25 protein-coding genes and 3 pseudogenes are annotated in these 23,770 nt (G+C 69.5%); 9 read left to right on the top strand and 19 right to left on the bottom strand.

The window, feature by feature from the left end; genetic code table 11:
- Window positions 1-14: 14 nt before the first annotated feature.
- Complete coding sequence (locus tag ABZ937_RS18525) at window positions 15-908, bottom strand: IS30 family transposase (protein WP_361693040.1); 894 nt, start codon at window positions 906-908, stop codon at window positions 15-17.
- A gap of 369 nt (window positions 909-1,277) precedes the next feature.
- Here ABZ937_RS18525 and ABZ937_RS18520 point away from each other — a divergent pair, with 369 nt between their 5' ends.
- On the top strand, window positions 1,278-1,460 hold the full coding sequence (locus tag ABZ937_RS18520) for a hypothetical protein (protein WP_361693038.1): 183 nt from the start codon (window positions 1,278-1,280) through the stop codon (window positions 1,458-1,460).
- A gap of 272 nt (window positions 1,461-1,732) precedes the next feature.
- Window positions 1,733-2,344 carry a hypothetical protein gene (locus ABZ937_RS18515; RefSeq protein WP_361693036.1) on the top strand — a complete coding sequence of 204 codons (612 nt, stop codon included), beginning with the start codon at window positions 1,733-1,735 and terminating at the stop codon, window positions 2,342-2,344.
- 515 nt (window positions 2,345-2,859) lie between these two features.
- On the opposite strand, the gene ABZ937_RS18510 is transcribed toward ABZ937_RS18515, so the two are convergent.
- From ABZ937_RS18510 to ABZ937_RS18495, 4 genes and pseudogenes are all read right to left on the bottom strand, one after another.
- Window positions 2,860-3,627, bottom strand: a complete 768-nt coding sequence (locus tag ABZ937_RS18510; protein ID WP_361693034.1) for a dienelactone hydrolase family protein — start codon at window positions 3,625-3,627, stop codon at window positions 2,860-2,862.
- 240 nt (window positions 3,628-3,867) lie between these two features.
- Window positions 3,868-4,797: pseudogene (locus ABZ937_RS18505) on the bottom strand (IS5 family transposase).
- A 40-nt stretch (window positions 4,798-4,837) separates the two neighbouring features.
- Window positions 4,838-5,455 carry a GNAT family protein gene (locus tag ABZ937_RS18500; protein WP_361693218.1) on the bottom strand — a complete coding sequence of 206 codons (618 nt, stop codon included), beginning with the start codon at window positions 5,453-5,455 and terminating at the stop codon, window positions 4,838-4,840.
- A gap of 45 nt (window positions 5,456-5,500) precedes the next feature.
- A pseudogene (locus tag ABZ937_RS18495) lies at window positions 5,501-6,356 on the bottom strand (IS5 family transposase); the annotation flags it as partial.
- A gap of 52 nt (window positions 6,357-6,408) precedes the next feature.
- On the opposite strand from ABZ937_RS18495, the gene ABZ937_RS18490 reads away from it, so the two are divergent.
- Window positions 6,409-6,915, top strand: coding sequence for an NUDIX domain-containing protein (locus ABZ937_RS18490; protein WP_361693032.1), 507 nt, complete (start codon window positions 6,409-6,411; stop codon window positions 6,913-6,915).
- Between the two features lie 12 nt (window positions 6,916-6,927).
- On the opposite strand, the gene ABZ937_RS18485 is transcribed toward ABZ937_RS18490, so the two are convergent.
- From ABZ937_RS18485 to ABZ937_RS18455, 7 genes are all read right to left on the bottom strand, one after another.
- Entirely contained in the window at window positions 6,928-7,095 is a 168-nt protein-coding gene (locus ABZ937_RS18485) for a hypothetical protein (RefSeq protein WP_361693030.1), read from the bottom strand.
- A gap of 18 nt (window positions 7,096-7,113) precedes the next feature.
- Complete coding sequence (locus tag ABZ937_RS18480) at window positions 7,114-7,317, bottom strand: Tn3 family transposase (protein ID WP_361693028.1); 204 nt, start codon at window positions 7,315-7,317, stop codon at window positions 7,114-7,116.
- A 198-nt stretch (window positions 7,318-7,515) separates the two neighbouring features.
- On the bottom strand, window positions 7,516-7,782 hold the full coding sequence (locus ABZ937_RS18475; RefSeq protein WP_361693026.1) for a hypothetical protein: 267 nt from the start codon (window positions 7,780-7,782) through the stop codon (window positions 7,516-7,518).
- On the bottom strand, window positions 7,779-7,931 hold the full coding sequence (locus tag ABZ937_RS18470; protein WP_361693024.1) for a hypothetical protein: 153 nt from the start codon (window positions 7,929-7,931) through the stop codon (window positions 7,779-7,781). The genes ABZ937_RS18475 and ABZ937_RS18470 overlap by 4 nt, the downstream gene beginning before the upstream one ends.
- 569 nt (window positions 7,932-8,500) lie before the next feature.
- Entirely contained in the window at window positions 8,501-9,796 is a 1,296-nt protein-coding gene (locus ABZ937_RS18465; protein WP_361693022.1) for an MFS transporter, read from the bottom strand.
- Complete coding sequence (locus ABZ937_RS18460) at window positions 9,793-10,332, bottom strand: winged helix-turn-helix domain-containing protein (protein WP_361693020.1); 540 nt, start codon at window positions 10,330-10,332, stop codon at window positions 9,793-9,795. Before ABZ937_RS18460 ends, ABZ937_RS18465 begins: the two co-directional genes overlap by 4 nt.
- 209 nt (window positions 10,333-10,541) lie before the next feature.
- A complete protein-coding gene (locus ABZ937_RS18455) occupies window positions 10,542-11,393 on the bottom strand; it encodes an oxidoreductase (protein ID WP_361693018.1) in 852 nt (283 codons plus the stop codon).
- Between the two features lie 208 nt (window positions 11,394-11,601).
- Here ABZ937_RS18455 and ABZ937_RS18450 point away from each other — a divergent pair, with 208 nt between their 5' ends.
- On the top strand, window positions 11,602-12,474 hold the full coding sequence (locus tag ABZ937_RS18450; protein WP_361693016.1) for a helix-turn-helix transcriptional regulator: 873 nt from the start codon (window positions 11,602-11,604) through the stop codon (window positions 12,472-12,474).
- Window positions 12,475-12,537: 63 nt separating this feature from the next.
- Complete coding sequence (locus ABZ937_RS18445; RefSeq protein ID WP_361693014.1) at window positions 12,538-12,945, top strand: hypothetical protein; 408 nt, start codon at window positions 12,538-12,540, stop codon at window positions 12,943-12,945.
- 1,118 nt (window positions 12,946-14,063) lie between these two features.
- Here ABZ937_RS18445 and ABZ937_RS18440 read toward each other — a convergent pair.
- A complete protein-coding gene (locus tag ABZ937_RS18440; RefSeq protein ID WP_361693012.1) occupies window positions 14,064-14,474 on the bottom strand; it encodes a terpene synthase family protein in 411 nt (136 codons plus the stop codon).
- A gap of 989 nt (window positions 14,475-15,463) precedes the next feature.
- Entirely contained in the window at window positions 15,464-16,096 is a 633-nt protein-coding gene (locus ABZ937_RS18435) for a hypothetical protein (protein WP_361693010.1), read from the bottom strand.
- A gap of 91 nt (window positions 16,097-16,187) precedes the next feature.
- Between ABZ937_RS18435 and ABZ937_RS18430 the strand changes: the two genes are divergently transcribed.
- The 3 genes from ABZ937_RS18430 to ABZ937_RS18420 all read left to right on the top strand — a co-directional run bounded on the left by ABZ937_RS18430 (window position 16,188) and on the right by ABZ937_RS18420 (window position 18,917).
- Window positions 16,188-16,787 (top strand): cysteine hydrolase family protein, encoded by a 600-nt coding sequence (locus ABZ937_RS18430; RefSeq protein WP_361693008.1) that lies wholly within the window; start codon window positions 16,188-16,190, stop codon window positions 16,785-16,787.
- Between the two features lie 10 nt (window positions 16,788-16,797).
- A complete protein-coding gene (locus tag ABZ937_RS18425) occupies window positions 16,798-17,709 on the top strand; it encodes a DJ-1/PfpI family protein (protein ID WP_361693006.1) in 912 nt (303 codons plus the stop codon).
- Window positions 17,710-18,143: 434 nt separating this feature from the next.
- Window positions 18,144-18,917 (top strand): hypothetical protein, encoded by a 774-nt coding sequence (locus tag ABZ937_RS18420; protein WP_361693004.1) that lies wholly within the window; start codon window positions 18,144-18,146, stop codon window positions 18,915-18,917.
- Between the two features lie 521 nt (window positions 18,918-19,438).
- Here the strand turns inward: ABZ937_RS18420 and ABZ937_RS18415 are convergent.
- A pseudogene (locus tag ABZ937_RS18415) lies at window positions 19,439-19,969 on the bottom strand (hypothetical protein); the annotation flags it as partial.
- A 23-nt stretch (window positions 19,970-19,992) separates the two neighbouring features.
- Here ABZ937_RS18415 and ABZ937_RS18410 point away from each other — a divergent pair.
- Window positions 19,993-20,169, top strand: coding sequence for a hypothetical protein (locus tag ABZ937_RS18410; protein WP_361693002.1), 177 nt, complete (start codon window positions 19,993-19,995; stop codon window positions 20,167-20,169).
- 445 nt (window positions 20,170-20,614) lie between these two features.
- On the opposite strand, the gene ABZ937_RS18405 is transcribed toward ABZ937_RS18410, so the two are convergent.
- The 4 genes from ABZ937_RS18405 to ABZ937_RS18390 all read right to left on the bottom strand — a co-directional run bounded on the left by ABZ937_RS18405 (window position 20,615) and on the right by ABZ937_RS18390 (window position 23,507).
- Window positions 20,615-21,151, bottom strand: coding sequence for a hypothetical protein (locus ABZ937_RS18405; RefSeq protein WP_361693000.1), 537 nt, complete (start codon window positions 21,149-21,151; stop codon window positions 20,615-20,617).
- Between the two features lie 339 nt (window positions 21,152-21,490).
- Complete coding sequence (locus tag ABZ937_RS18400) at window positions 21,491-21,925, bottom strand: hypothetical protein (protein ID WP_361692998.1); 435 nt, start codon at window positions 21,923-21,925, stop codon at window positions 21,491-21,493.
- Between the two features lie 56 nt (window positions 21,926-21,981).
- Window positions 21,982-23,322 (bottom strand): ISL3 family transposase, encoded by a 1,341-nt coding sequence (locus ABZ937_RS18395; RefSeq protein ID WP_361692996.1) that lies wholly within the window; start codon window positions 23,320-23,322, stop codon window positions 21,982-21,984.
- Entirely contained in the window at window positions 23,283-23,507 is a 225-nt protein-coding gene (locus ABZ937_RS18390; protein ID WP_361693216.1) for a transposase family protein, read from the bottom strand. Before ABZ937_RS18390 ends, ABZ937_RS18395 begins: the two co-directional genes overlap by 40 nt.
- Between the last annotated feature and the right edge of the window lie 263 nt (window positions 23,508-23,770).

The following is a 23,770-nucleotide window of genomic DNA, read 5'->3' as shown; positions in this document are numbered from 1 at the left end:
ACTGGTGCAACAGGCTAGTAATCACTGAGGCTCCTGGCGCGGCGCCGCTTGCGCCGGCATCCAATGTCGTCCACCTCGAGCGCGAACCGGCGATGTCCTCGGCGATGCGTGAGGGGCGGGCGAGGCGGCAGGACGCTCGGGTCCTTTAGAAGGTGGGTGGAGTCGAGTACGAGGGCGATCCGCGGAGGCGCCCGCTGGACGACGACGAGGTGCAGGCGCTGTCCGACGCGGTGGTGTTGGCTCGGTGTTCGGCCATCTCGCGGCCCCGGTCCCAGGTCAGCGTCCGCCGTTGCCGGGGCGGGATGCCAAGGAGCCGGCGGGTGAGGTGCGGGGCGACGCGCTCGGCCTTGATGCCGAGGTAGCGCGACGATGGCGGTGAAGAGGCTGGTCCGCTCGACCAGCATGGCTGTCGCCGAGGGCCGTGTGCCCATCAGCAGGTTGCCTTCCCAGTGGCCGGGCACCGTGCGGTCCTCGACTTCGGCGGGGCGGGCGATGATGGAAACCATGTCGCGGATGACGCCCCGCCCGGTGGGCCTGACGGCGACCTCCGGCCGGCGCATGGGCCGGCCGGTCCGCAGCTGCTGTGTGAGGGCGCGCTCGATGGCGTGACGGCGGCGCGGATCGAACAGGGTGAGGTAGATCGCCTCGTGCGAGATCCGCATGGGCGCGGCGCCGGGGAACTGGCGTCGGAGCCGGCCCGATACCTGCTCGGGCGACCAGCGCGGGGCGAGCTTCGCTTCCACCAACGCGCGCGGGGCGGGTTGCTGGCCGAGCTTCGCCTGCTTCGGGCGGTGGCCGCGTTCGTGGGCGGCGCAATAGGCTGCTGCTGCCCGATAGTGGGCGCGGCCGCCGTGGCGGGCGATCTCGCGCGAGACCGTGGAAGCGGACCGGCCGAGCCGCCCGGCCACCTGCAGTGCCGCCTTGCCGGCCGCGATGCCGCGGGATCGCCGGCTTCTGGTGGGTGATCTCGGCGCGCACGGCGAGCGGCACGGCGCGCGAGAGCTGGTCCCCGAAGGCGGCCAGCACGGTGGCGGACAAGAGTGGGGCGACCCGGCTCGGCTTCGGCCGGTTGCTGAAGTTCGTCGAGCTGGAGGGCCGCTTCCCGGCTGTGCTGGAAGAGGTCCCGGCGGCCGTCGCCCGCGCATGCGGCGCAGACCCCCCTGATCCCCAGGAAGGTCCCGGGAGGACACAGAAGCCCGCCGTGGCCAGGAGAAGAGCCCCCACACTCTGGCCTCTGCACTGCGGGACCTGCATCTGCGAGCCGGCCGCCCCTCACCATGAGCCGTCGCCAACACCAGCGGCGCACCCTGAGCCAGGACCACGTCACCGGACTGCTCGAAGGAACAGCCTTCTGCGACTGGGAAGACGTCGAACGCCTGGTCCAAGTCCTCGACGGAGAACCGACCTTCTTCCGCCCCTATGGGAAAAGGCTTCTGCCACCCCGCTGGCGCCTCACCTGACATTGGCGCGCAAGGAACCGCCGCGACCCCAGACACCTCCGAAGCCGACCACCCGGGTGGAAGACCTCCTGCTTCAGTGAGACGCTGGACGGATCGCCATCCTCGTCCCCTCCGCGCCACGCCCTCGCCACCCCGATCGGGGCCGTCACGCATTGGCCAGGCAGGCGGGCAGAACGCCGGTGTACCTAGAAGCGATCTGAGTACGAACACGGATGGGGACTGAGCTGACCTGACGGGAGGGTGAAGATCGCGGATGGGGCACTCCCCCCCGCATGGACCCTGTAGTCGACCTTTCTCTGAGGTATGTCATGCGCAAGTTAGGCACAGCAGCTGCGGCACTCCTGGTGGCCGGTGCCGGCCTGGTGGCCACGGCCGGGACGGCGGGCGCCGCGACCGGTCCCGTGAACAAGGCCCTCTCGGCCGAAGCCTGTTCGACCGCCTGGGGCAGCGGTGTCAAGTCGGCCACGGACTCGGACGTCAAGCCGCTGAGGAACATCACGACCAGCCAGAGCACCTGCTACGACCGCATGGTCTTCGACGTCAAAGGCGTGAGTGGCAAGATCGGCTACCACGTTGGTTACGTTCCCAAGTTCTATCAGGACGGCTCCGGCGAACAGATACCGGTCACCGGCGGCGCCATCCTGCAGGTCTTCGTTTCGGCGCCGAGCTACGACCCGGCGACGACCAAGCCGACATACGCCGGTCAGGCAGGCAAGCCGCTGCCGGGCGTGAAGCTCACCGGATACAAGACGTTCAGGGACACCAAGTTCGGGGCGAGCCTCGAAGGCCAGACCCAGATCGGCCTGGGAGTACGAGCCAAGCTGCCTTTCCGAGTGCAGCAGTCCGGCGACAAGCTCATCGTGGACGTCGCACACACCTGGTAAGGCAACGCTAGGGGTTGCCCGGCCGCACCTCCAGCCGGGCAGCCCACCTGTACGGGGACACGCGCCAGGGGGCGTAGGCGTAGCGCCGCGTGCCCGGAGACCGTGGTTCCATCCGGGCCGCGGCAACTCAGGTCGGAGGCCGGGGGAGGCCTCAGTGAGACGGCCGAGCCGCCCGTACAGGGCACGCACCTGCAGCGCGGTGCCGTCGGGTGCTGGGCCCCGACCACCCAGAGTCCGGGATCTGGCCTGGCGAAGGCGCGTGCCGCCCACTGGCCGCGCTCTGGTACGCGCGAGGTGTGCGCACCGGCGCCGTGCACGCGGTGCACCAGGCGATAACTGAGCGAGGCGTACTCGCTGGACGACGAGGAACCGGCGACGCCCAAGCCGGCATCGGTCTTCCGTCTGCGGCAACGCCTGCTACCGGAACACGACCTTGGCGAACTCGCCGAAGCTCTCCGCGATCGAGTAACCGCCCGAATGCGTTTCTGCTGTGCGGACTTGAGGGGAGTGGACTGTCAGTGCCCGGGGCCAGCATGCTGACCTGGGTCATGCCCCAAATCCTCCGTCACAGGCAGGCATTCGGCGAGCAGGTCGACGACGTCACGCCAGGCTCGCTGCGCGTGCCGTGGGTGGTAGCCGACGCCGGGGACCACGGGGTGGCCGACCGGCGGGTGGTGGAAGGCGTGCAAGGCGCCGCCGTAGACCGTGAGGCGCCAGTCGACGCCCGCGGCCTGCATCTCAGCGGTGAACGCGTTCCGTTGCGCGGGCGGCATGATCGGGTCTTCCGACCCGACCCCGGCCCACACCGGGCAGCGAATGCGCGCCGCCTCGCCCGGTCGGCCCGTGGTCAGTGCGTTGACTGTCCCGATCGCGCGCAGGCTGACGCCGCCGCGCCCGAGTTCCAGCCCGACGGCACCCCCCGTGCCATAGCCGACGGCGGCGATCCGGTCGGGGTCGGTCCGCGGTTCGGTGCGCAACACATCGAGCGCCGCATGGCCGATGCCTCGCATCCGCTCGGGATCGGCGAGCAGCGGCAGGCAACGGGCCAGCATCTCCTCGGGGTCGCCCAAATAGCGCCCGCCATGAAGGTCGAAGGCCAGCGCTATATATCCCAGCTCGGCGAGAGCATCGGCCCGGCGGCGCTCGACGTCGCTGAGCCCCATACCCTCTGGTCCGAGCAGCACCGCGGGCCGGCGGCCGACACCGGCCGGGAGCGCGAGGTGCCCGATCATCGTCAAACCGTCGGCCGGATACTCGACCGTACGCGTCGTAATCGTCTTCATGAGACTGGACTGTAGTGATCGTCGAGCCCGGTCCGACCGGTGTTCTTCCGCTGGCAGAACAGCGCGGGTATCCCTCTGAAATACGGCGAGGGCCCACAAGAACCGTCACACCCCCCACGGCAGCGCTATCGGATCACCTGCCCGGGCTATGGTGTTGGAGGCTGACCCTCGCAGCAGGATTCTGGGGTATACCGGCCCGCTCCCGTGAAGGGCGTCACCAGCTAGGCCCTGTCTCCCTGATCACGAGCGGAGCCAGATGAGGATGACCGCGGCGGTGACGGTTCCGAGGAAGATGTACGCCCTTTTGCCGTAGCGCGTTGCGACGGCTCTGAACTGCTTGAGCTTGTTCACGGCCCGTTCCACTGTGTTCCGCGCGGTATAGCGTTGGGTATCGAAGCCCGGTGGCCGCCCGCCGCGTGAGCCTCGACGCTCACGGGCAGCGATGGTGTCGCGCTTTTCCGGGATGGCATGGCTGATTCCCCGGCGTCGCAGGTAGGTGCGGATCTTGCTGTTGCTGTAGGCGCGGTCCGCGCTGACGCTGTCCGGTAGCCGCCGTGGCCGGCCCGAACCCACGCGCGGGACGCGGATCTTGTCCATGACGGGGATGAACTGGGTGCAGTCTGCCCGCTGCCCCGGGGTGGCGAGCAAGGCCAGCGGACGGCACTGCCCGTCAGAGGCCAGGTGCACCTTCGTGGTCAACCCGCCGCGCGAGCGACCGAGGGCCTCGCCGGGCGTGCCACCGCCTTCCGGCGGCTGCGGCGCATGTGCGCGCGCACGTGAGCAGATCTTCGCGCGGCCCCCCTTGACCCAGTCCCCGGGGTCGGTGGCGGCTTCTTTGATGCACCGGCCGCATGCTGATGGGCGCGGATCGAGGTGGAGTCGACGTTGATGTTCCAGTCGATGTCGCTCGCCGCGTCGGCGACAGCCTGGAGGTGGTGGAGCAGGCGCTCCCAGGTGCCATCGGCCGACCAGAGCAGGTGGCGCTTGTGGACGGTCTTCCACGGGCCGAAGCGTTCAGGAGTTCCCGCCACTGCACCCCGGTGCTGAGCCGGTGGATGATCCCGTTGATCACCTGGCGGTGGTCCCGCCACCGGCCGCACCTGTTGTTGCTCACCGGCAGCAGAGACTCCAGCACCGCCACTCGGCGTCGGTCAGATTACCCCGGCTCATCATGAGCGGAACAACGAGCGACCTGACACCAGCGGCACGGTCAGACTGACGCGTGGCCCGCTGCTTCCGGACGTCCACCGTGCTGGAACCACTCCGGCGCCAGGATCGACATCACCGTCGCGTCCACCCGCTCGCCCTCCCAGAGCAGCGCGTCACGCAGCACGCCCTCGGCGACGAACCCCACCTTCTCGTAAGCGCGGCGGGCTCGCGGATTGAACGCGTAGACCTCCAGCGAGATGCGGTGCAGCCCCAGCCTCTCGAAGCCGTATCCGACGATCAGACGGGTCGCCTCCGTCCCCAGACCCGATCCATAAGTGCCGGGCACCAGGCAGATGCGGAAGCTGCAACTTTCGTTGCCCGGGTCCCATTCGTTGAGGACCGCCTCGCCGATGACGTTCCCCGTCGCCCGCTCGATCACGGCAAGGTCCAGCCGGTCATCCCGCTCTTGACGACTGTCGTACCAGGCACGTATGCGCCCCTCATCGGGTGCGCCGTCGTCATGACTGCCGGTCAGCCGTGATGCCTCTGCGTCCAGGAACATCGGCATCAACGCAGGCACGTCATCAGCCGTGACCGGCCGGAGCAGCACCTGTTCCCCGCTCAGCGACGGCTTGCTGAGGAAATCCGGGCGTGGAGCACTTTGTACGTGATCAACCATGGCCGCATTGTGTCCGGCCGAGCCTCCCGACGTCCTCCTCATATTCGCGACGGCCCGGAACGTCTTCAGTTCGTTGATGGCCCGTTCCACGGTGTTGCGCTTTTTGTATCGTTCGCGATCAAAGCCCGGCGGCCTGGCGCCCCGTGAGCCGCGGCGTAGGCGAGCATTCTTGTGGTCCTTCTTCTCCGGGATGACGTGCCGGATTCCGCGACGGCGCAGGTAGGTGCGGATGGTGCGGTTGCTGTATGCCTTATCCGCGCTGACGCTGTCCGGGCGTCGGCGCGGCCGGCCTGTCCCGGTCCGCGGTACCCGGATCTTCTCCATGACCGGCTCGAACTTGGTGCAGTCGGCCCGCTGCCCCGGGGTGACTACCAGGGACAGGGGCCGGCAGGAGCCGTCCGCGCTTAGATGCTGCTTGGTGCTGAACCCGCCCCGCGAGCGGCCCAGGCCCTCGCCCGCCGCGCCACCGCCGCCAGGCGGCCCAACAGGCTGAACCGCCGCCTCTCGTCCTGGCGTTCGAGGCCAGGTGCCCCCTTTGTAGCGTCGGGGGCCTGGGGTGGTGTCCGACGGGCGCCCGCCGCGTCCTGGTGGGCGCGCATGACGGTGGAGTCCACCGAGATGTCCCAGTCGATGCCGCCCTCGGCGTCGGCGGCGGCCAGGGTCTGCTGGAAAAGGTGGTCCCAGGTGCCGTCGGCCGACCATAGCCGATGGCGCTCATACACCGTCTTCCAGGGGCCGAACCGTTCCGGTCCCGCCACGGCACCCCGGTCCGTATCCGGTGCAGTATCCCGTTGATCACCTGCCGGTGGTCGCGCCAGCGGCCGCACCGGCCGTTGCTCATCGGCAGCAGCGCCTCAAGCCGCTCCCATTGCCCGTCGGACAGCTCTCCTCGCCCCGTCATGCTCCGGTCGACGCGCTGGGACGGTGATCGGATACGCCCCTACAGTGGGGCCATGGCAGCAGATCAGCACGCGGATATCGTCGTCAGCAGCGGCATCGAGATGCCCGTCCCCGCCGACGGCGAGCTGTGGGCGGTGGGCGCGGTGATCTTCAACCAGCAGGGTCGGGCCTTCGCCCAAAAACGCAGCCCCGAGCGGCGGCTCTTCCCTGACTGCTGGGACATCGTGGGCGGCCACGTTGAGTCCGGCGAGACCCTGCTGGACACGCTCGCGCGGGAGGTCCGCGAAGAGACGGGGTGGCGGCTGCGCCGGGTCCGGCGCCTGCTCGGCGTCACCACCTGGACCGGCGACGACGGCGACGGGCTGCGGCACGAAGCCGACTACCTCGTCGAGGTCGACGGAGATTTGGACCACCCCACCCTGGAATGGTCGAAGCACACCGCCTACGACTGGTTCGGCCCCCAAGACCTGCCCCGGCTCAAGGAGAACCGCGCACCTGGGGAGTTCCTCATCCACGATCTGATCGCTGCGGCGCTACAAGATCGCCCGGACACGCTTTAGTTCCATCACGGCTCAAGCAGCCTGGCCGAGACCGGCGGCGGTCAGGTCCTGCTCGCGCAGCAGGGTGAAGTCGACGTCGAGTTTCGGGTCGTACACCTCGGGCTGGATGCCGAGTCCGTGGGTGCTGTACTCGCCGAACCGGTTGATGTGTTCGGTCAGGTACGGCGAGATGTGCGCCACGTCTTCCGCGTCAATCTACTATCCCTCCTCCAGCAGCTGGCGGACGATCTCCGCGATGGCCAGGGCATCCTGGAAGATCACCGCGTTGGTGAGCAGGGCGTTGAACTTCATCGCCTTTTCCTGCTCGATGGGGTCGTTGTCGGCAATGACACGGCGGTTGCCGAAGCCAATCCATTGGGAGAACCGGTTGAACGACTCAACCTTGTTGGTCGCCGCGGTCACCCGCAGCTCCGAGGCGTCCGACGCGTCCGCCTCCCCAGCGAAGTCGGTGACTTTCCCGCGGCGACTGCGTCCATCCACACGTCGGTGTCGCCGAGCTCGTCCAGCCATTCCAGACGCTTGGTCAGGTTCTTGAAGTGCGACCAGGTCGGGCCCTTGGAGGGCTTCTTCAGCCGGTTGAACAGCGTCGTCCCGTCGCTGTCACGGTCCTCCAACAGCCGCATGAGCCCCGGCCGCTGAGCAGCGCTCATGCGGTCGTGGATGCCCGTACAGATCGAGGCGTTCACCTCGGTACGGATTTTTCGGGGCCATATTGTCGAAGGTCGAGAACCCCGGCAGCTCCAGCCCGGCCTCCACCACCTTCTCCAGCGCGATGTTGGTGAGGTCCGCCGGGCGGTTCTTCGCCGCGGCCTCCTTGCGGATCGACTGCTCGACGATCCCGCGGGCCCTGGCCTGGTCGTACGTCACTCCGGCCTGCTTGCGGACCAGGCCCGGTGGTGCTTGGCGGTCCGCTCCGCCCGGTACGCCGGCAGCGTGCCCTCCGGCAGCTCCACCGCACGCCGGACGAAGTCCACCACCATCTCCGGGACGTCCTCCAGCGCCGGGAAACACCCCATACGCCGCTACGACTTCAGCATCAGCATCAGCAGCAGCGCCAGCAGATGCTCATCGCAGTCCGTGGCATCGGCCGCCCACTCCAGCTCATCGCGACTGAGAAGAGCAGATGCCGCTCATGCGCGGTGATCAGCCGCTTGAACCGCGGATACGCGGGTCCGTTCAATCGATGTCACAACCCACCCCAGGCCCCAGACGACGCTCAACATCACCACCAACGACACTGAGCCGAATGGGTGAAGGGCGGAGGGCGCTCAGGGCTTCAAGATCATCCCGTTGCACCTTTGGCGCGTATCTCGATCACACCCCTGGTTGTGTCCACGGGATCTGGCTCTGGTTCAACTTGTGTGAAGCGGCCACGCTGAGTGATCGGTGGATGCCTGGGGACGTGTCCCTGAGCCGGAACGGTGGGTCTTCGCAGGAGTCGTCTGTCCCGTCGGCCGCCCACCAGGAATCACGTCCCGCCGAGGACGATGAGGATTGACGGCCAGTACACCCGACCGCCTCGGCCACTCGTTGCGCTTCACGGGAGCCTGGCACCCGACTTGTTGTGACACCGTCGCGGCAGGCGTCACAACAAGTCGGGTGCGCTCTCCTGGGCGGGATCTTTGGATGCCAGGTGATCTGGACCGTCGGCCGGGGCGGCGGCACGCAGCGCCGCTTCGACCCGGTGGTTGCTGGTCATGGATGCCGTGACGGCCGTCATCGTCAGGAGGAGGCCGGCGGCGGCGTAGAGCGGGGTGCGGATGTCGTAGGCGGTGGCCAGCCAGCCGCCGAGGAAGGCCCCGATGGGGGCGGCGCACATGGCCAGCATGCGGGAGGTGGAGGCGACTCGGCCCATGAGGTGGGCTGGGACGATCGCCTGCCTCAGGGAGGGCCCGAGCACCATCGTGGCGCCCATGCCGGCCCCGCAGACGGCGAGCGCCAGCCCGGCCACGTACGGGTTCGGGGCAGCGGCCAGGCCCAGGATGGCAAGCCCTTCGACGGCGGCTGTGCAGGTCAGTGCGGTGCCGGTGCCGAGTCGCCGGCCGAGGTAGGAGGCGATGCCTGCGCCGAGCAGGCCTCCGGTGGCCTCCGCCGTGAGGAGCAGTCCGAAGCCGTAGGTGTCGATACCGAGGCGGTCGTGCGCGAAGAGGGCGAGGACGGTCTCCACGGCGAGGAAGGCGATGTTCCCGACCGCCGGGCGGAGCGCGAGCCCGAGCAGCACCCGGTCCCGGAAGACGTACGAGGCCCCGGCCCGCGCCTGCCGGAGCAGCGACTCGCGGACCTCCGGCACGGGCCGGGGCATGGCGGGCAGCGTACGTACGAACAGTGCGGAGAGAGCGAACGACACCGCGTCGGCGAGCAGCGGAACCGCCCGCCCGAGCGCGAGCAGCGCACTGCCCGCAGGCGGCCCTGCGAAGCCGGACATGGCGGTCTGGGCGCCGCGCAAGCGGGAGTTGGCGCGTTCCAGGAGTGCGGGGTCGCGGCGGAGCAGATCCGGCAGATAGGCCGTGGCGGCCGTATCGAAGAAGAGTCCGCCGAGGCCGAGCAGGAAGGCGACGACCGCGAGCAGCCCCATGCTCAGCACGTCGAGCACAGTCGCCGCCGCGGGTATCCCGAGCAGCACCGCACGTGCCGTGTCGGCGACCCACATCGTGCGCCGGCGGTCCCAGCGGTCCACCAGCGCACCGCCGAGCACCCCGAAGAGCAGCCACGGCAGCGTCCCCGCGGCCGTGACGACGGCGAGCGCCATCGGATCCCGCGTCAGTGTCAACGCGAGCAGCGGCAGCGCGGCATGCGTCACCCCGTCACCGAGCGAGGAGATCGTCTGCGCGGTCCACAGCCGTCCGAACCCGGTCGGCAACTTCCGGACGTCTGAGGTCACTTGGAGTCCCCTTCGGCCTGCGCGCGCGATGCCGGGTGGAACAGCGCGAAGACGAGTGACGCGTCCGGCAGCGACGGATCGGACAGCTCCCGGTACTCGTCCGCCAGTGCCTCAAGCCGCGCCCCCAGCTCCGCGAACTGCTCCTCGGTGAGCCGCAGATGCGCCATCCGTACGTGCCGCTCGCCATCCACCGGCGACGCCTCCAGGTCCGCCACCGCATGCCGCATCAGCACATCCGGACCTCCCTCGCCCGGATCCGGCAGCACGATCGCCCGCGCGGCCATCGCGTAGTACCGCTCGGTGACCCCCCGCACCTTCCGCGTTCGCACCACCTTCACCAGGCCGGCCCGCTCCAACAGCCGTACGTGGTAGCTGGAACTCCCCTTCGCGAGGCCGACGCGCTCGGCGATCTGCGTGATCGTCGCGGGCTCGAAGCGGAGCACGGCCATGATCCGGTGACGCGTGAGATTGGAGACGGCGCGCAGCTGCTCGTCAGTGGTGACGTGGAACGTCTCGGGAAGACCATCGGTAGGCATGCGAGTAATGGTCAACGATTCTTGACCATTGAGCAAGGGGTTTAGCGCGGACTCCCGGCTTGAGTTTCAACCTCCACCCGGTCACCAGGGAGCGCTGGGTGGTGTGAACGGCTACGAGCAGGTTCGCCCGCGGTGGGCCAAGAGCGGGCCGGCTTGGTGATGACCGCCGCCGTCGAGGCCCCGCGCTGGGGGCCCGACAGCGAGTGACGTCAGGCGGACCGGCTGACGTCGTCGAAGTCGGTGGAGGCCGACAGCTCGGCCCATGCCAGCATGTCGCGCTCGAAGGCGTCGCGTCCGGCCCGGACGAGCCGAAGCGCGTCGGTGCCGAGCAGCAGGCGCGTCGGCGGCTGATCGGCCGCCACGATGCGCAGCACCGCGGCCGCGGCCTTGTCCGGGTCGCCCGGCTGGTGCGCGCTGCCGTGGATGCGCCGGGCGCGCAGCGGCTCGAACAGTTCGTCGTAGTCGGCGATCACACGGGGTGCGCGGATCATCGAGCGGCCGCCCCAGTCGGTCCGGAAACTGCCCGGCTCGACGGCGGTGACATGTATGCCGAAATCGGCGACCTCCTTGCCGAGCGTTTCGAGGATGCCCTCCACCGCGAACTTGCTGCCGTGGTAGAAGCTGAGACCCGGCATGGTGATCAGCCCGCCCATCGAGGTGACGGCGATGATGTGCCCCGCACGGCGCTTGCGCATGTGCGGCAGGACGGCCTTGATCACCGCCACGGTTCCGTAGACGTTCACCTCGAACTGACGGCGGAGGTCGTCCAGCGACGACTCCTCGAAGAGGCCCTCATGGCCGTACCCGGCGTTGGCGACGAGTACGTCGACCGGGCCCAGGTCTCGCTCGGTCTCGTCCACGACCGTGTCCACCGCGTCATGGTCGGTCACGTCCAGGATGCGGGCGTGCGCGTCGTCGGAGAGCGCCTCGAAGGCCCGTGCGTCGCCGGGCGTGCGCACCGTGCCCACCACCCGGTGGCCCGCGGTCAACGCCGCGCGCGCGAGTGCGCGGCCCAGGCCGGTGCTGACGCCGGTGATCAGGAATGTCTTGGTGTCCGACACAGGAGTTCCCTTCGTGCGATGCGAACAACAGAGGCAGACCGGGGCGGTGAGGTCCCGATCGGTCTCGACACGTTCCACTTCAGCACCGGAATCGGCTGCTGATCGGCTTCCGGGGGGTCCGCTTCGCCCCGGGGACAGCCGGACCGGGGGACTGCCAGTGCCCCTTTCGCGGGCCGCCGGGGCGATCTTGGGCCCTATCGTGAACGGCATGGACCGCAACACAGCTCTCGGTGAGTTCCTCCGCTCCCGGCGGGCACGGATCACCCCGCGCCAGGCGGGCCTGTCCGACGACGGCGGCTCTCGGCGAGTGCCAGGACTGCGCCGCGAAGAGATCGCGCAACTGGCCGGCGTGAGCGTCGACTACTACGTACGCTTGGAACGCGGACGCCGACTGAACGTCTCGGAGACCGTGCTGGACGCCATCTCCCGCGCGCTACGCCTCGATCCCGTCGAACGCGCCCATCTGTTCCAGCTCGCCAAGCCCGCCGCAGGCAGGCCCCGCCGCACGGCGACGCGTCCGCAGCCGGTCCGCCCGGGGCTGCGCGACCTGCTCCGGATCCTCGAGCACACCCCCGCCCTTGTGCTGGGGCGGCGACTGGACGTACTTGCGTCCAACCGGATGGCGCGTGCGCTGCTCACCGACTTCGAGGCGCTGCCGCACCGCGAGCGGAACCTGGTGCGGTTCATGTTCTGCGACGAGACCGCCCGCTCGCTGTATACCCACTGGGACACCCACGCCCAGGACATTGTCGCCTCGCTCCGGCGAGACGCCGGACGCCATCCCCACGATCCACTGCTGGCCGAACTCGTCGGCGAACTCTCCAACAGGGATGAGGACTTCCGCCGCTGGTGGGCCGACCAGAACGTGTATCGGCACACGCATGGCAGCAAACGCTTCCACCACCCGATCGTCGGGCCGCTCACCCTCAATTACGAGTCCCTCACCCTGCCCGCCGACCCGGACCAGCGGCTGAGCGTCTACACCGCCGAGGCAGGCTCCCGCTCCGAAGAGGCGCTTCGGCTACTGGCCGCGTGGATACGGCAGCCCGAGCCCTCGCACGAGCAGCACGCAGATCATTGACGCCTGCCTGTCCGGACTGGTGCCGGTGCCCTGCGGACAGGGTGCCTGGCACAGCCCCGTGAGATGGCGCCACACTGCAACGGCGCGGAGCTGCATGAGCTGGGGGCCGTGACGCTCCACCTGTCGGCTGCGGTTCTGGCCGCACGGCTCGGCGCCCTGTCTGCCCCGACCCGAAAGCAGTTACTTCTGGCCTGGATCAACGCCTTCATCAGCCGCAATCTGTCGGACCCCGACCTCGGCCCGGCCACCATAGCCGCACACCACCACATCGCCGTACGCCAGCTGCACCTCATGTTCCAGGAGCAGCCGCAGACGGTCAGCACCACCATCCGCCGGCGCCGGCTCGAACGCGTCCGCGCCGATCTCGCCGACTCACAGCTTCTGCACCACACCATCGGCGACATTGCTCTCCGTTGGACCAGCGCCCCGTCCGCGACGCCGCGCTGCGGCGAACAGATCGGGGGAGTGTGAGTGGATGAGCGCACCGCGCCGGGACCGCACCAGCACGGCGTCGGCGTCGCTGGGGGTGGAGAGCAGGCACCGGTGCCCGTCCTTCTCCATGCTGGTTTATGTCTCAGAGACACGGAAGGGTGGCGGGCGGCTGGGGCGGTGGGCAGGGCGGTGATGACCTGGGCGGTGATGTAGATCCAGGAGGTGTGCCGCTTGTCGCCGCTCCACCGCCCGTCGCCGTCCTGGCGTTCGCGGGGGAACCGTAGGACGGGTTCGGGTTGCCCGGCTCGCTTGCGCCCGAGTTCCGAGTGACCGGGCGCAGACGCCCGGGCGGCCAACTAGTGCGAGGACGGCGGTGGCACCCCCACAAACCCCAGCCCTCCAACATCGCCGCCGGTCGACTGCTTCCGGCATCAGGAAGGCATGGGGATGAGCGTGGGCAGCAGGGGTGGGCGGCTGGAGGTGGCGGCTCACGTGAGGTAGTCCTCCAGGTGGTCGGCCAGGGCGTGGTGGGGGGTGCCGCAGGGCTGCTGCGGTGGCAGTGGGGCTGTGGCCGATGCCGCCGCTGCCGTCGACGGGCAGGTCACCGCTGGTGGTGGTGCCCCAGCCTTCCCAGGAGTGGACAGGCGCGATGCCGGGGGCGTGCGGTGCTCGGCGGGCGATGAGACGGCGCCGGCCTTCGTTGGGGCGCGCAGGGCCTCGTAGGGGGCGTCGGGGGCGGAGAGGCGAGCGGTGCGGCTTCGTCCAGGAGCGGGGGCAGGAGGAGTTTCCAGGCCGGCGGGGATGTCCTGTCCCGGAGGGCCGCCCCAGTGTCGTGGGGCGTGCCGGCGCAGGAAGTCCGCACCGTCCCGTGCTGCGTTGCGGTGGGCCGGGCTGCGGTTGAGGGCGAGCATGGCGGCGAGCGTGGGCAGGTCCCGGGCGTGCGGTATCAGTGGGGCGCCCCAGCCACCGTCGGGTTGCTGCCGGGACCGAGCCAGTCGAGGATCTCGCCGGTGTGCCGGCGTTCGGGCAGCAGAGTCGCGATGCGGGCGGTGTCGTACACCGCGGGGTGAGGGTGCCGCCGTCGGTGCCGAGTCCGTCGACCGGGATGCGCAGGCGGTGCAGCGCCTCGTCGCGGGCGGCTGTCGCGGGGTGGGTGCTCACAGGGGGGCCTCGCTGTCGACGGGAGTGTGGTGGTAGCGGGGAGCTGCGGCGTGCCAGGCGATGGCGTCGGCGGCGAGTCCTTCGGGGTCGCTGAGGTGGCTCAGCAGGGCCGGGTGGTCCAGTCCGAGGCGGGGTAGCGAGGCCTTCAGCCGGAGGCAGGCATGCTGTTCCTCGGAGAGGGCGCGGGCGGTGGCGTCGATGCTCTGCTGCGGGGCCAGGCCCTGCTCCGCGCAGAGCACCAGGACGACGTTGACCGGTCGTTCGGCTCGCAGTTCCTTGGCGAGGGAGCAGCGGTCGTTCACCAGGACGTGGTGGTCGGCCAGGATGCGGCGCAGGGCGACACCACCTTCACCGGGGACGCCTCCAAGGTCCGCACCGAGGCTGCGTGCCGCCGGCCACACGAACATCGCAGCCGGACTCCGCGAGATGTCCAGACCGACAGCCCCTGGCCGCGCCCGATTGGCCGCGCCCGAGATGAAGCCTCCTGCAGGGGCATGCAAAGTGATCCACACGAAGGCAACACCCCCAACTCGTCTGGAGATATCAATGTCACGAGCACTCGCGATCGGCGCCCTCCTCGGCCTCGCTCTCGCAACCGGTTCGTCCACGGCCGCATACGCCGTGGCCGCGCCGGCAGCCCCTCACAGCGCCACACAGGCCACGGCGGTCCAGTCCGCTCCTGTCGGCGGTTACGGCGAAGACGACGGCTGTAACGGTGACAACGGCACCGGCAACCTGTGTGTCTGATTGACACCTGTCCCGTATGAGCCAGGGGCGGGCGGAGGCGGAGGGCCGTATGCCTGCGCAGTTCTTCCTCCGCCTCCCCACGGTACGTCTCACCAAATGCACCAGCCCCCAAGTCACATACGGCCCGGGTGGCCTGGCCGCCGCCGACGGCGTACCAGAACCAGAACTGCGCGGCCTCCTCGTAGTCGGCCAGGAGGAGCAGGCAGGTGAAAGTGAGGGCGCCACCGGGGTCGCGGGCCGCGTCGAAGCGCGCGATGCGGCGGGCTGCGTCGTCGTGGATGACGCCCTGGCACAGGCGCGCAGATCCTGCCCGGCCCGTTCGTGCAGCATCACGGGCCGACGGGGGCAACGGTGTCCTGGCACGGGGTCGGCCAGGGCCTTCATCCAGCGCAGTTCACCGAATAGTTCGGCGATGTGGCGACGGGAGGCCGCACGGTGGGCGCTGGTGTAGACGCCTTCGCGGATGCGCTCCCACCAGCTAGCAGTACAGCGCCGCCGCCCGGCACCGGCAATGCCTCCGTCAAGATCCCCGACAGACTCACTCACTGAGAGCCTGGGCGGTCTCCGGTCGGCGGGCGTACGGCGCCTGGGCAGGAACGGCCTTGACCCCGGGCCGAGTCGGAAAACGTACGGTATGCCAGGCGTCCGGTCAGCCGCAGAGGAGTTTGCGGCCCGGGCCGTCGGCCAGATTCTGCAGCGTGCTGGTGACAGCGCCGTCGTGCTGGTGCCGGTCGGCTCCGGGGGTGTGGCGGAGGGCTGCGGACATCTCTACCGCCCACTGCCAGGGGGCGCTCGTGCCACCGGGCAGGGCGTTGTAGTACTCCCAGCCGTCGATGCCGGCGAAGTCGGGGTAGCGGTCGATGAGTTCTTCCACGACGGCCTTGAGCTGGCCGACGGGTACGTGGGCGGTGCCGTTGTCGGGGTTCGTGGGGGTGCCTGCAACGACCTTGGACGCGGGAACCACGCCCTGCCGGATGATGCGGTCGTAGTCGGCTGTCGTGGCCATGGAACCCCAGCCGTTGTACATCTGGACGTGGAAGCGATTGATCTGCTCGCCCCGGTCGCGGTACGGCTTGTCGTAGTCGAGGCCGGAGAACCGGGCACCGCCGCCCAGCTTGCTGCCCACGGGCGCGAGGGTGATGAAGAAACCCGGGCCGAAGTCCTCACGCAGCCGGTCGATCAGCCGTTCCGTGCCCGCCAGCGACATGGGCTCTTCGAGCTCCAGGTCCGCGCCGTCCAAGGGAAAGGCTCGCAGGAAGTCCCGCAGCGCGGGGTAGGCCACTGCCCGCCGCTCGTCCTGCTGACCGGATCGGTCCGCCGCTGGACCCGATGCGGACTCCCGTGACTGGTGCCCGGCGCTCAAGCTTGAAGGCATGAACCGAGCACTGATCGTCATCGATGTCCAGGAGTCCTTCCGCACCGGAGGGCTGTGGGAGACCCTGTCCGATCCGAAGATCACCGACCGGGTGGACCGACTGGTCCGTCTCGCGCGCCGGGCCGGTGACCTCGTGGTGTGGGTGCTGCACTCCGAGCCGGGCAGCGGGAACGTCTTCGACCCGGCTCTCGGCCACGTCAGGGTGATGGAGGAACTGCGGCGCGAGGAGGGCGAGCCCTTGATCCACAAGACCGCGCACAACGCCTTCACCACCACCAACCTGCAGCAGCTCCTCACCGAGCGCGGTATCCGCGAGCTCACCGTCTGCGGCATCCGCACCGAGCAGTGCGTGGAGACCACCACTCGTGTGGCCAGTGATCTCGGCTACGGGGTCACCTTCGTCGTCGACGCCACCGCGACGAACCCGATCCCGCACCGCGACGCTCCGGCCGGGATGAGCGCCGCGGAGCTGCTCGCCGACCCTCGGACCCTGAGCGCGCAGGAGATCATCCGCCGCACCGAGTACGCCCTCGCCGGACGGTTCGCCACCCTCGCCACCGTGGCCGAGCTGGAAGCCGCGGCCGCGGCTGAGGCATGATGACCGGATCGTGAGCGACATCGTCTTCTTCCTGGTGCCCGGAGTCCATCTGCTGGATCTGGCGGGACCCGCGCAGGTGTTCTCCACCGCGGCCGACTTCGGGCTTCCCTACACGCTCACCTACGTCGCCGAGCGGGAGCAGGTCCTCAGCGCGCAGGGCCTGCCGCTGTCGGCCCGGCAGGACTGGCCGCCGCTGGGCCCCGACGACCTGATCGTGGTGCCCGGCTGGCGGGTGGGCGGGGCCGCCGACCGCCCGGCCATCGGGGCGGCGTCCCTCAGCGCCTTGCGGGAGCACCACGAACGGGGCGGGACCGTGGCCAGCATTTGTGCCGGGGCCGAGGCCCTCGGCAGGGCGGGGCTGCTCGACGGGCGTCGCTGCACCACGCACCACGCCGTCCAGGACGAGCTTGCCCGCCGTCATCCGCGGACGGTCGTGATGCGTGACGTCCTGTACACCACGGACGACCGCGTGGTCACCTCGGCCGGCATCGCCAGCGGTATCGATCTGGCCCTGCATCTGCTGGCCGCCCGGCACGGTCCCGCGCTCGCCGCCCAGGTAGCCCGCGACATGGTCGTCTACGCGCGGCGCAACGGCCACGAACCGCAGGCCAGCGCGATGCTCCGGTACCGCTCGCACCTCGACGACACGGTGCACCGCGCCCAGGACCTGCTGGACGCCCGCTTCGACGAGCCGCTGCCGCTGTCGGCCCTGGCCGCGGCCGTGGGCGTGAGCGAACGCACCCTCACCCGGCTGTTCGCCCGCGCCACCGATGGCCTCACGCCGCTCCGATACCAGCAGACGCTGCGTCTGGAGCGCGCCGAGCACCTCATCGGCCACGGAGCCACGGTCGAGGCCGCAGCCCGCGCGGTCGGCTTCGAGGATGCCCGGATGCTGCGCCGGCTGCGGGCACGAGCCACCTAACGAGCTCGTACACGGTTGGGGGAGCTGCTCGCCCTGGCCGACGAAGCCGACCGGCGGGCAGCGTCACCACCTGGTCGTGGTCCAGATGCCGGTCGGCCTGGTGATGAGGACGCCGATCGCGCGGGCCCTTATCGGCCGGGGCCCGCTCCCGGCCGCCGCCGGCGCGGGGCTGTGGGCGATGGCATCCGCGCCGCTGCACGGCGGCGAGCTGCCCGGCGTGGTCGGCCAGGAGCTCGCCGACCTCATCCAGTCGGGCCTGATCCCCGAACAGGCGTGCGTTCCGGCGGACGCCTCGCGCCCAGGGGGACGGACGTCCTCATCGCCGCTTCCAGTGCGCCACAACCGACGCCCTCGCTCAGCCCTCCCTGAACGTCGCCCAGTTGCGGGACATCACTGCTGTACTCGCCTTCCCCTGACCCGGACACGAGCGCCGCATGCGCGACCAACACGCCCGCGCCGCGAAGGCCCTGGACGTGCAGACCGAGCCGAGCGGGGAGTTCCGGGGGTGCCCCGGCGTGCACCGCCGCCGGGCAACCGGCTGGCTGCGGCTGGTGTCCGCACCAGAGGACAAGGCGTCGGGGAAACCGGGGGACGGCGTCCCCCATGCCGAGCACGCCTTCGGCGACCTCGACGGGCACCGGCCCGCGCTCCTGGCCGTCCACGACACCGTCGACGACGGCACCGCCTACCGGGCGGAACTGCCGGCGCGCGTCGACCAGCCAATCCTGTCCGATGACCCGATCCTCCAGCACGACCTCCGGCTGCCGGACTCCTGGTGGCCGGAGCTCGCCGGGACGCTGGAGAAGGCATCGGTCGTCGACACCGACCGCGTCGCCGTACGAAGGCGGTACATGGACCGGGCGATTTCCCAGTTCGTAGGCATCCTGGCACCCGCCGCCACCTGCTGGACCGGCGCCCACTCCGACGTGCAGTGGGCGAACCCCACCGAGCCCCTGCGGCTTGTGGACTGGGAGGGATGGGGTCGAGCTCCCGAGGAGTTCGACGCCGTCACGCTCTACGCCTACACCCTGTTCCAGCCGGACACCGCCGCCCGCGTCCGTACCGTTTTCCCGATCTTGGGCAGCCCGGTCGGCCACGCAGCCGAAGCGACCGTGTGCGCCCAGCTGCTCCAGACCGTGAGCCGCGGGGACAACCTCATCCTCGAAGGCCTGTTTCGGGACTGGTCCGAGGAACTTCGCGGCCGCTGATTGCGCTGCAGCGGCCGGCCCCTCGGGGTGCCGGGGCGACGTGGTCTCCGGGGCCCGACCGGTGCCGGAGGCTTTGTCCCGTGTTCAGCGACTCGTTCAACCAACCAGGGTCGGCGTCATGCCACGGCTGCGCGTGCGGGCCATCTCCCGTCTCGGGGTCGACGTCGGGGTCGGTATCGGCCCGACGATCACCACCGCGGGGACCGCCTCGGCTCAGATCGAAGGCTCCGGATGGATCCTCGCCCCGTCGCCGCTGAGCGGGTCACCGAATGGTTTGGCCCCCTGCCGGCAGAGGACCCGCACGGAATCGGCCCCCGCCAGGCCGCCGCGCTGCGCGACTACGGCGTCCAGTCACGAAGGCCGCTCCCGCGGCGCAGGCCCCGGACGGCCCCGAGCCTCGGGCTGTTGCTGCTGCGCCGCCGCGATCAGGCCGCCCGGGCCTGTCTGACTCTGCGATTCGCGGGCGGAACCGCGGTATGGGCACGATCACCAGCCTGGCCGCGGCTGAAGACGATCCGCTCCTATGACCGCGGTGTGCTGTCCGAGCGCCACGTGGTGAGACGAGGGTGCCCCGGCAGTTCGGCGCGGCCGGTGGCCCACAACAGGGTGAGCCAGGGATTCGTACCGCCCGGAGCCTCTGGAAACAGGCGGGCGAGCACCCGCGAGCAGAGAGCGGAGGGCGGGGTCCAGGCAAGCCCGAAGCCTTCCGCCACATCGTGCATGTGCACCAGTGTTTCCCGCACCGCCAACGCCGCGAAGCCTTCGGGGTCCGACACCCCGGCAGCGTGGTGGGCGCGGACCCGGGGCGGCGTCGTACGCACCATGGCGACCAGCAGCGCGCCGCACGCCTCCAGCACCTGCACCAGGCCGGCCGGACCCGCAGCACGCTCCGCGTGGACGAAGACCATGGGTCCGTCCGGCCTCTTCTGGCTCAACGCGAAAGGCACATGGGTGTCCAGCGGCGGGCTCTGCGGCCCCAGCTGCACGGCGTAGTACAACAGGTCGTTGGCAAGGTGCTCGACGGTCTCCCAGCAGTCCCACTCCAGCGAACCGGGTGCTGTGCGCTGTTGTCGGCATGGTGCCGCTGCTGGTTGTCACTGTGGGCCTGTTGCCCGCCTGGCTGACCTGGCCGTGGGTGGCCGACGACAAGCAGAAGAACACGCTGGCGCTGATCAAAACTCTGGCAACGTGGTCGACCGGCCTTCTGACGAAAGCTGCCGAAGGGTTCAGCGGGAGGTCTCCGAAGCGCTGATCCCGCGGGCCTGAAGACCTGGGACATCAGCCGAACTGGCCCTCGGTGCCAACCCGCGCATCAAGCCTGCGCGCCGGCCAGTCACCTCGCTCCGGCGACCGCTGGTCTCACGGTAGTGATGCACCCCGCAGGTGATCGTCGCCTGCTCGGCCGGTGGTCGGACGTAATGTGGCCGCCACGCGCACCGTGGCCGTGGTGTGAAGGCGTGGTGGGGGAGTTGTCGGGTCCAATCCACGCGCCTGCGCCTGTGCGCCCCCGGGCGCTCCGGCGGTACGCGGGCGGGCGGATCGCGGAACAGGGTCATGGTCAGTGGGCTGGGCTACCGTCGTAGAGCCCACTTGGGTGGCTCTGCTCGCGAGTTCCGGCAGTGACTGTTCAGCTGTCCACTGCCGATGAACCCAGCCCGTTTGTCACCGAATCCAGCCGCCCTTGGATGCCGAGTACCTCAGCCAGCCGATGCCCTGTGCTGTACCGCACGACAGCGGCGGTAGTAGGAGACGGTGACGGCTGCGGTCAGCGGGCCCCAGAGGAACAACGGCTGGTAGAGGATGCCGACGATCAGGTTCCCGGTGGGGGTCATGTTCTCGTGCGGATACGTCCACCACCAGGGGACGTTGGCCCAGATCAGGGTCAGAGCCGCTGCGCCGAGAGCAGCGGGGACGACGGCAGCCATAGGACGGACTCTTCGCCCCCCGATCAGCGGTATCCAGCGCGGCACCACCTCGCCCCATGGCCGCACCAGGCCGATCGTCAAGAAGGCGACCAACTCGCTGAGCACGCTGAGCGTCAGCATCCACACCTTGGCCCCGAACGTTTCGAAGGACTCGAAGCCCGTCTCCGTATAGCCAGCGGGGATTCCGATCACCAAGACGATGCGCCACAGCCCACTGGGCAACACCACCAGCGTGGCCAGATGCGCGGCCCATAGCGCCCAACGGGGCGGTGGCGCCAAGGACGTGGCGGGGGTCGGGTGAATGCTCATGCGGCTTATCCTCGGTCAACCCGAGACGCGCTCCATCAGCCTGCGCGGCGGACTCGTATGAGCCGCTGGTACAAGACCTACGCGGCGTGATCAGTCAGGCGACGGAAGCGCCTTCATCCCCTGAGACGATGCGCCTTGCGGGACCGATCGCCCCAACCGCAGCGACACAAGCGCTTTGGAGGCGCTGGTTCGTGCCGCCCTCGATGTTCACCAGAACGGGCTCTGGCTCAAGTTCCGTGATCGTGTGGCTGTGAGTGACACCGGCTGGGTAGGCAGCGAGGGCTTTTCCGTATGCGCGTGCTGCCCGGATGTCGACCGAGAGCTGCTGACGAAGGAGTCTCAGTCAGCGAGGTCTCTCGCTTCGTAGCTGGCCAGCCCCAGTGCAAGCAGGGGCGGCACCAGTGCGTTCAGATACCAGGCCATGTCCGTGAGAGCTGGTGCTCCGGAGAGGCTCCGCCGGTCGATCGTCGGGATGAAGGAACAGTGCGATCGGCCGGCATGGAAAAGCAGTTGGCCACCAGTTTCCGCAGTTGAGTGATAGATGCAGACACCGACGTCGTGGTGGACGTTGGCCGGTGAATCGACCAGGGTCAGGACCTCAGCTGCCTGGTCGGTTGAAGTCGACTGCCAGTCGAACAGGTCGTCGTTGTTGACCACGTAGGAGATACCAAGCGGTTCCTGCAGCGACCACCCCTCACCGGCCAGAGATCGCACCACGGCGCCCACGGTGACGGCACGTGCGAACACGAGATCGATGTCGGCGGTCCTGGACATTCGCGGCTCCTGCGGTGGGGTTGATCGATGCCGGAAGCGTTTCACGTGTTGCATCGTCAGGGAGCGAGGAGCACTCGTTTCCTCAGGAGTGCGAAGCCGGCTCGGCCGAACATCTGGCGTTCGAGCATCTTGATGCGGTTGACGTGCCCTTCCACGACGCCCGAGCTCCAGGGCAGCGTGAGCCCAGCGATGACCGCGGCCCGGTCGCGATCGATGCCGGCGGCGAGGGTATGGAGACCGGGCAGGTCGTCCTGGCGGACTACGTCGAGCCACTCGGGCAGCCGTTGGCCCTGTCGCTCGGTGAGGATCTGGGCGAAGGGGCGGACATGTCCGGCGAGGGCTTCCAATTCGGGACAGTGGGCCATGACGGCCTTGAGCCGGAGCCGATCGACCTCGGAGAGGGAGTCGGGGTGGCGCAGGATCCAGCCGGTGACGGTGCGGGGCCTGGGCGGGGGTGCGGTGCCCGGATCGGCCGAAAGACGTTTGGTGCGGAAGTAGGCGCGAACTCGCTGGTAGCTGCCCTTGTAGCCGAGTGGCACGATCTCCTCCCATGCCCTCCAGGCGTTGGTGCAGCCCTGGTTCCAACGGTCGTCCAGGTAGGGCCTGTACCCGTCGAGGACGGAGGGGCGGCCCTGCCACTGGCCGTGGAAGAGGCCTTCCGGGGTGGTGGCGTCGGCGAGAAGCTTGACCGTGCGGTAGGTCATCCCGAGCTGGCGTTGGACCGCGCGGCGGCTGTGGCCGGCCGCCAGCAGGGCGTGGACGGCGGCATGGTTGGACCGGGTTCTGTCTGCGAACCGGTGGCCAGTGGGCCACGGCGAGCCAGTGGGGTCAGCTGATCCTTCTGGTGCCTTGACCTGTTGGGATGGCTCGGCTGCCATGCCTCGCAGGCAGCCCCGATGGTCGGCGACGCACCGTTCGGCGGCTTCGCTGAGGTTGTGCCACAGGTGCCAGCGGTCCGCCACCTGCACTGCCTGCGGTGCCCCGACGGTGGCGCCTTCGGCGAAGAACGGAGCCCGGTCCCGGCAGACGACCTCGATCCCTGGCCTCTTGGCCAGCCAGGCGGCCAGGCTCAATGCCTCCCGGCCTGGCAGCAGGTCCACCGGCCGTCGCGTTTCGACGTCGACCAGCACCGTGCCGTAGTGCCGGCCTTTGCGCGTCGCGTACTCGTCGACGCCGACCACTCTTGGGGCTGGCAGATCCGGTTCGGGCAGCGCCTCGACGAGCCGCAGCACCGTGCTGCGGCTGACGGATACCCCAAAGACTCCAGCCATCCGGGCTCCCGCCCGGCCGGCCAGGGCGAGGCCGATCGCCGCCAGCGTCGAACGCAGACGCTCGGTCCACCGGCCGTATCTCCGGGTCAATCCCGGCACCTGCTCAACCACGTCCGTCGCCCGCACGAAGCGACGGGGCAGGCGAAGCGACGGACTCGAAGGCAAAGCACCACCCGGCGCCCGGCGCTGGGGACATCCGCAGGAAACCGCAGGTAGGAGCTATGAACCCGGATTGACCAGTTCCCGCAGCCCGAACACGCTGAACCGGTCGTTGTGCTGCGGGCCTCGACTCGTATCGTCTCGCTGCTCACGTCCACCGACACCACCGACACGTCCGCGATCGACGGGAACAGCAACTCCTCCAGTGGGACGCCCACTTCTTCCACGGTCCCGAACTGTCAGGCACCCGAGGTCACCACTGATCATTTTCGGGCGACTTTCAGGAGCCCAACACGACCGTGACTCAGCGTGCGCAGGTCACGGAAATTGAGCCAGAGCCCCAGAACGGACAGCACCAGGCCGTTGGGCCTGACCCGCTCGACTGAATCCGGCGCTGTTCGCCCGGGCCGGAGGC

The organism is Streptomyces sp. NPDC046727 (assembly GCF_040645635.1).
Classification (GTDB): Bacteria; Actinomycetota; Actinomycetes; order Streptomycetales; family Streptomycetaceae; genus Streptomyces.
This window is presented reverse-complemented; position numbering and strand designations above follow the sequence as displayed.

What these genes read in the sequence shown, in the direction of transcription:
- ABZ937_RS18520 (WP_361693038.1), top strand. Translation starts at nt 1,278, where the DNA reads ATGAGCCGTCGCCAACACCAGCGGCGCACCCTGAGCCAGGACCACGTC.
- ABZ937_RS18515 (WP_361693036.1), top strand. Translation starts at nt 1,733, where the DNA reads ATGGACCCTGTAGTCGACCTTTCTCTGAGGTATGTCATGCGCAAGTTA.
- ABZ937_RS18510 (WP_361693034.1), bottom strand. Translation starts at nt 3,627, where the DNA reads ATGAAGACGATTACGACGCGTACGGTCGAGTATCCGGCCGACGGTTTG.
- ABZ937_RS18500 (WP_361693218.1), bottom strand. Translation starts at nt 5,455, where the DNA reads ATGGTTGATCACGTACAAAGTGCTCCACGCCCGGATTTCCTCAGCAAG.
- ABZ937_RS18490 (WP_361693032.1), top strand. Translation starts at nt 6,409, where the DNA reads ATGGCAGCAGATCAGCACGCGGATATCGTCGTCAGCAGCGGCATCGAG.
- ABZ937_RS18470 (WP_361693024.1), bottom strand. Translation starts at nt 7,931, where the DNA reads ATGGGGTGTTTCCCGGCGCTGGAGGACGTCCCGGAGATGGTGGTGGAC.
- ABZ937_RS18460 (WP_361693020.1), bottom strand. Translation starts at nt 10,332, where the DNA reads ATGCCTACCGATGGTCTTCCCGAGACGTTCCACGTCACCACTGACGAG.
- ABZ937_RS18450 (WP_361693016.1), top strand. Translation starts at nt 11,602, where the DNA reads ATGGACCGCAACACAGCTCTCGGTGAGTTCCTCCGCTCCCGGCGGGCA.
- ABZ937_RS18445 (WP_361693014.1), top strand. Translation starts at nt 12,538, where the DNA reads ATGGCGCCACACTGCAACGGCGCGGAGCTGCATGAGCTGGGGGCCGTG.
- ABZ937_RS18440 (WP_361693012.1), bottom strand. Translation starts at nt 14,474, where the DNA reads ATGTTCGTGTGGCCGGCGGCACGCAGCCTCGGTGCGGACCTTGGAGGC.
- ABZ937_RS18430 (WP_361693008.1), top strand. Translation starts at nt 16,188, where the DNA reads ATGAACCGAGCACTGATCGTCATCGATGTCCAGGAGTCCTTCCGCACC.
- ABZ937_RS18420 (WP_361693004.1), top strand. Translation starts at nt 18,144, where the DNA reads ATGCGCGACCAACACGCCCGCGCCGCGAAGGCCCTGGACGTGCAGACC.
- ABZ937_RS18410 (WP_361693002.1), top strand. Translation starts at nt 19,993, where the DNA reads ATGGTGCCGCTGCTGGTTGTCACTGTGGGCCTGTTGCCCGCCTGGCTG.
- ABZ937_RS18405 (WP_361693000.1), bottom strand. Translation starts at nt 21,151, where the DNA reads ATGAGCATTCACCCGACCCCCGCCACGTCCTTGGCGCCACCGCCCCGT.
- ABZ937_RS18400 (WP_361692998.1), bottom strand. Translation starts at nt 21,925, where the DNA reads ATGTCCAGGACCGCCGACATCGATCTCGTGTTCGCACGTGCCGTCACC.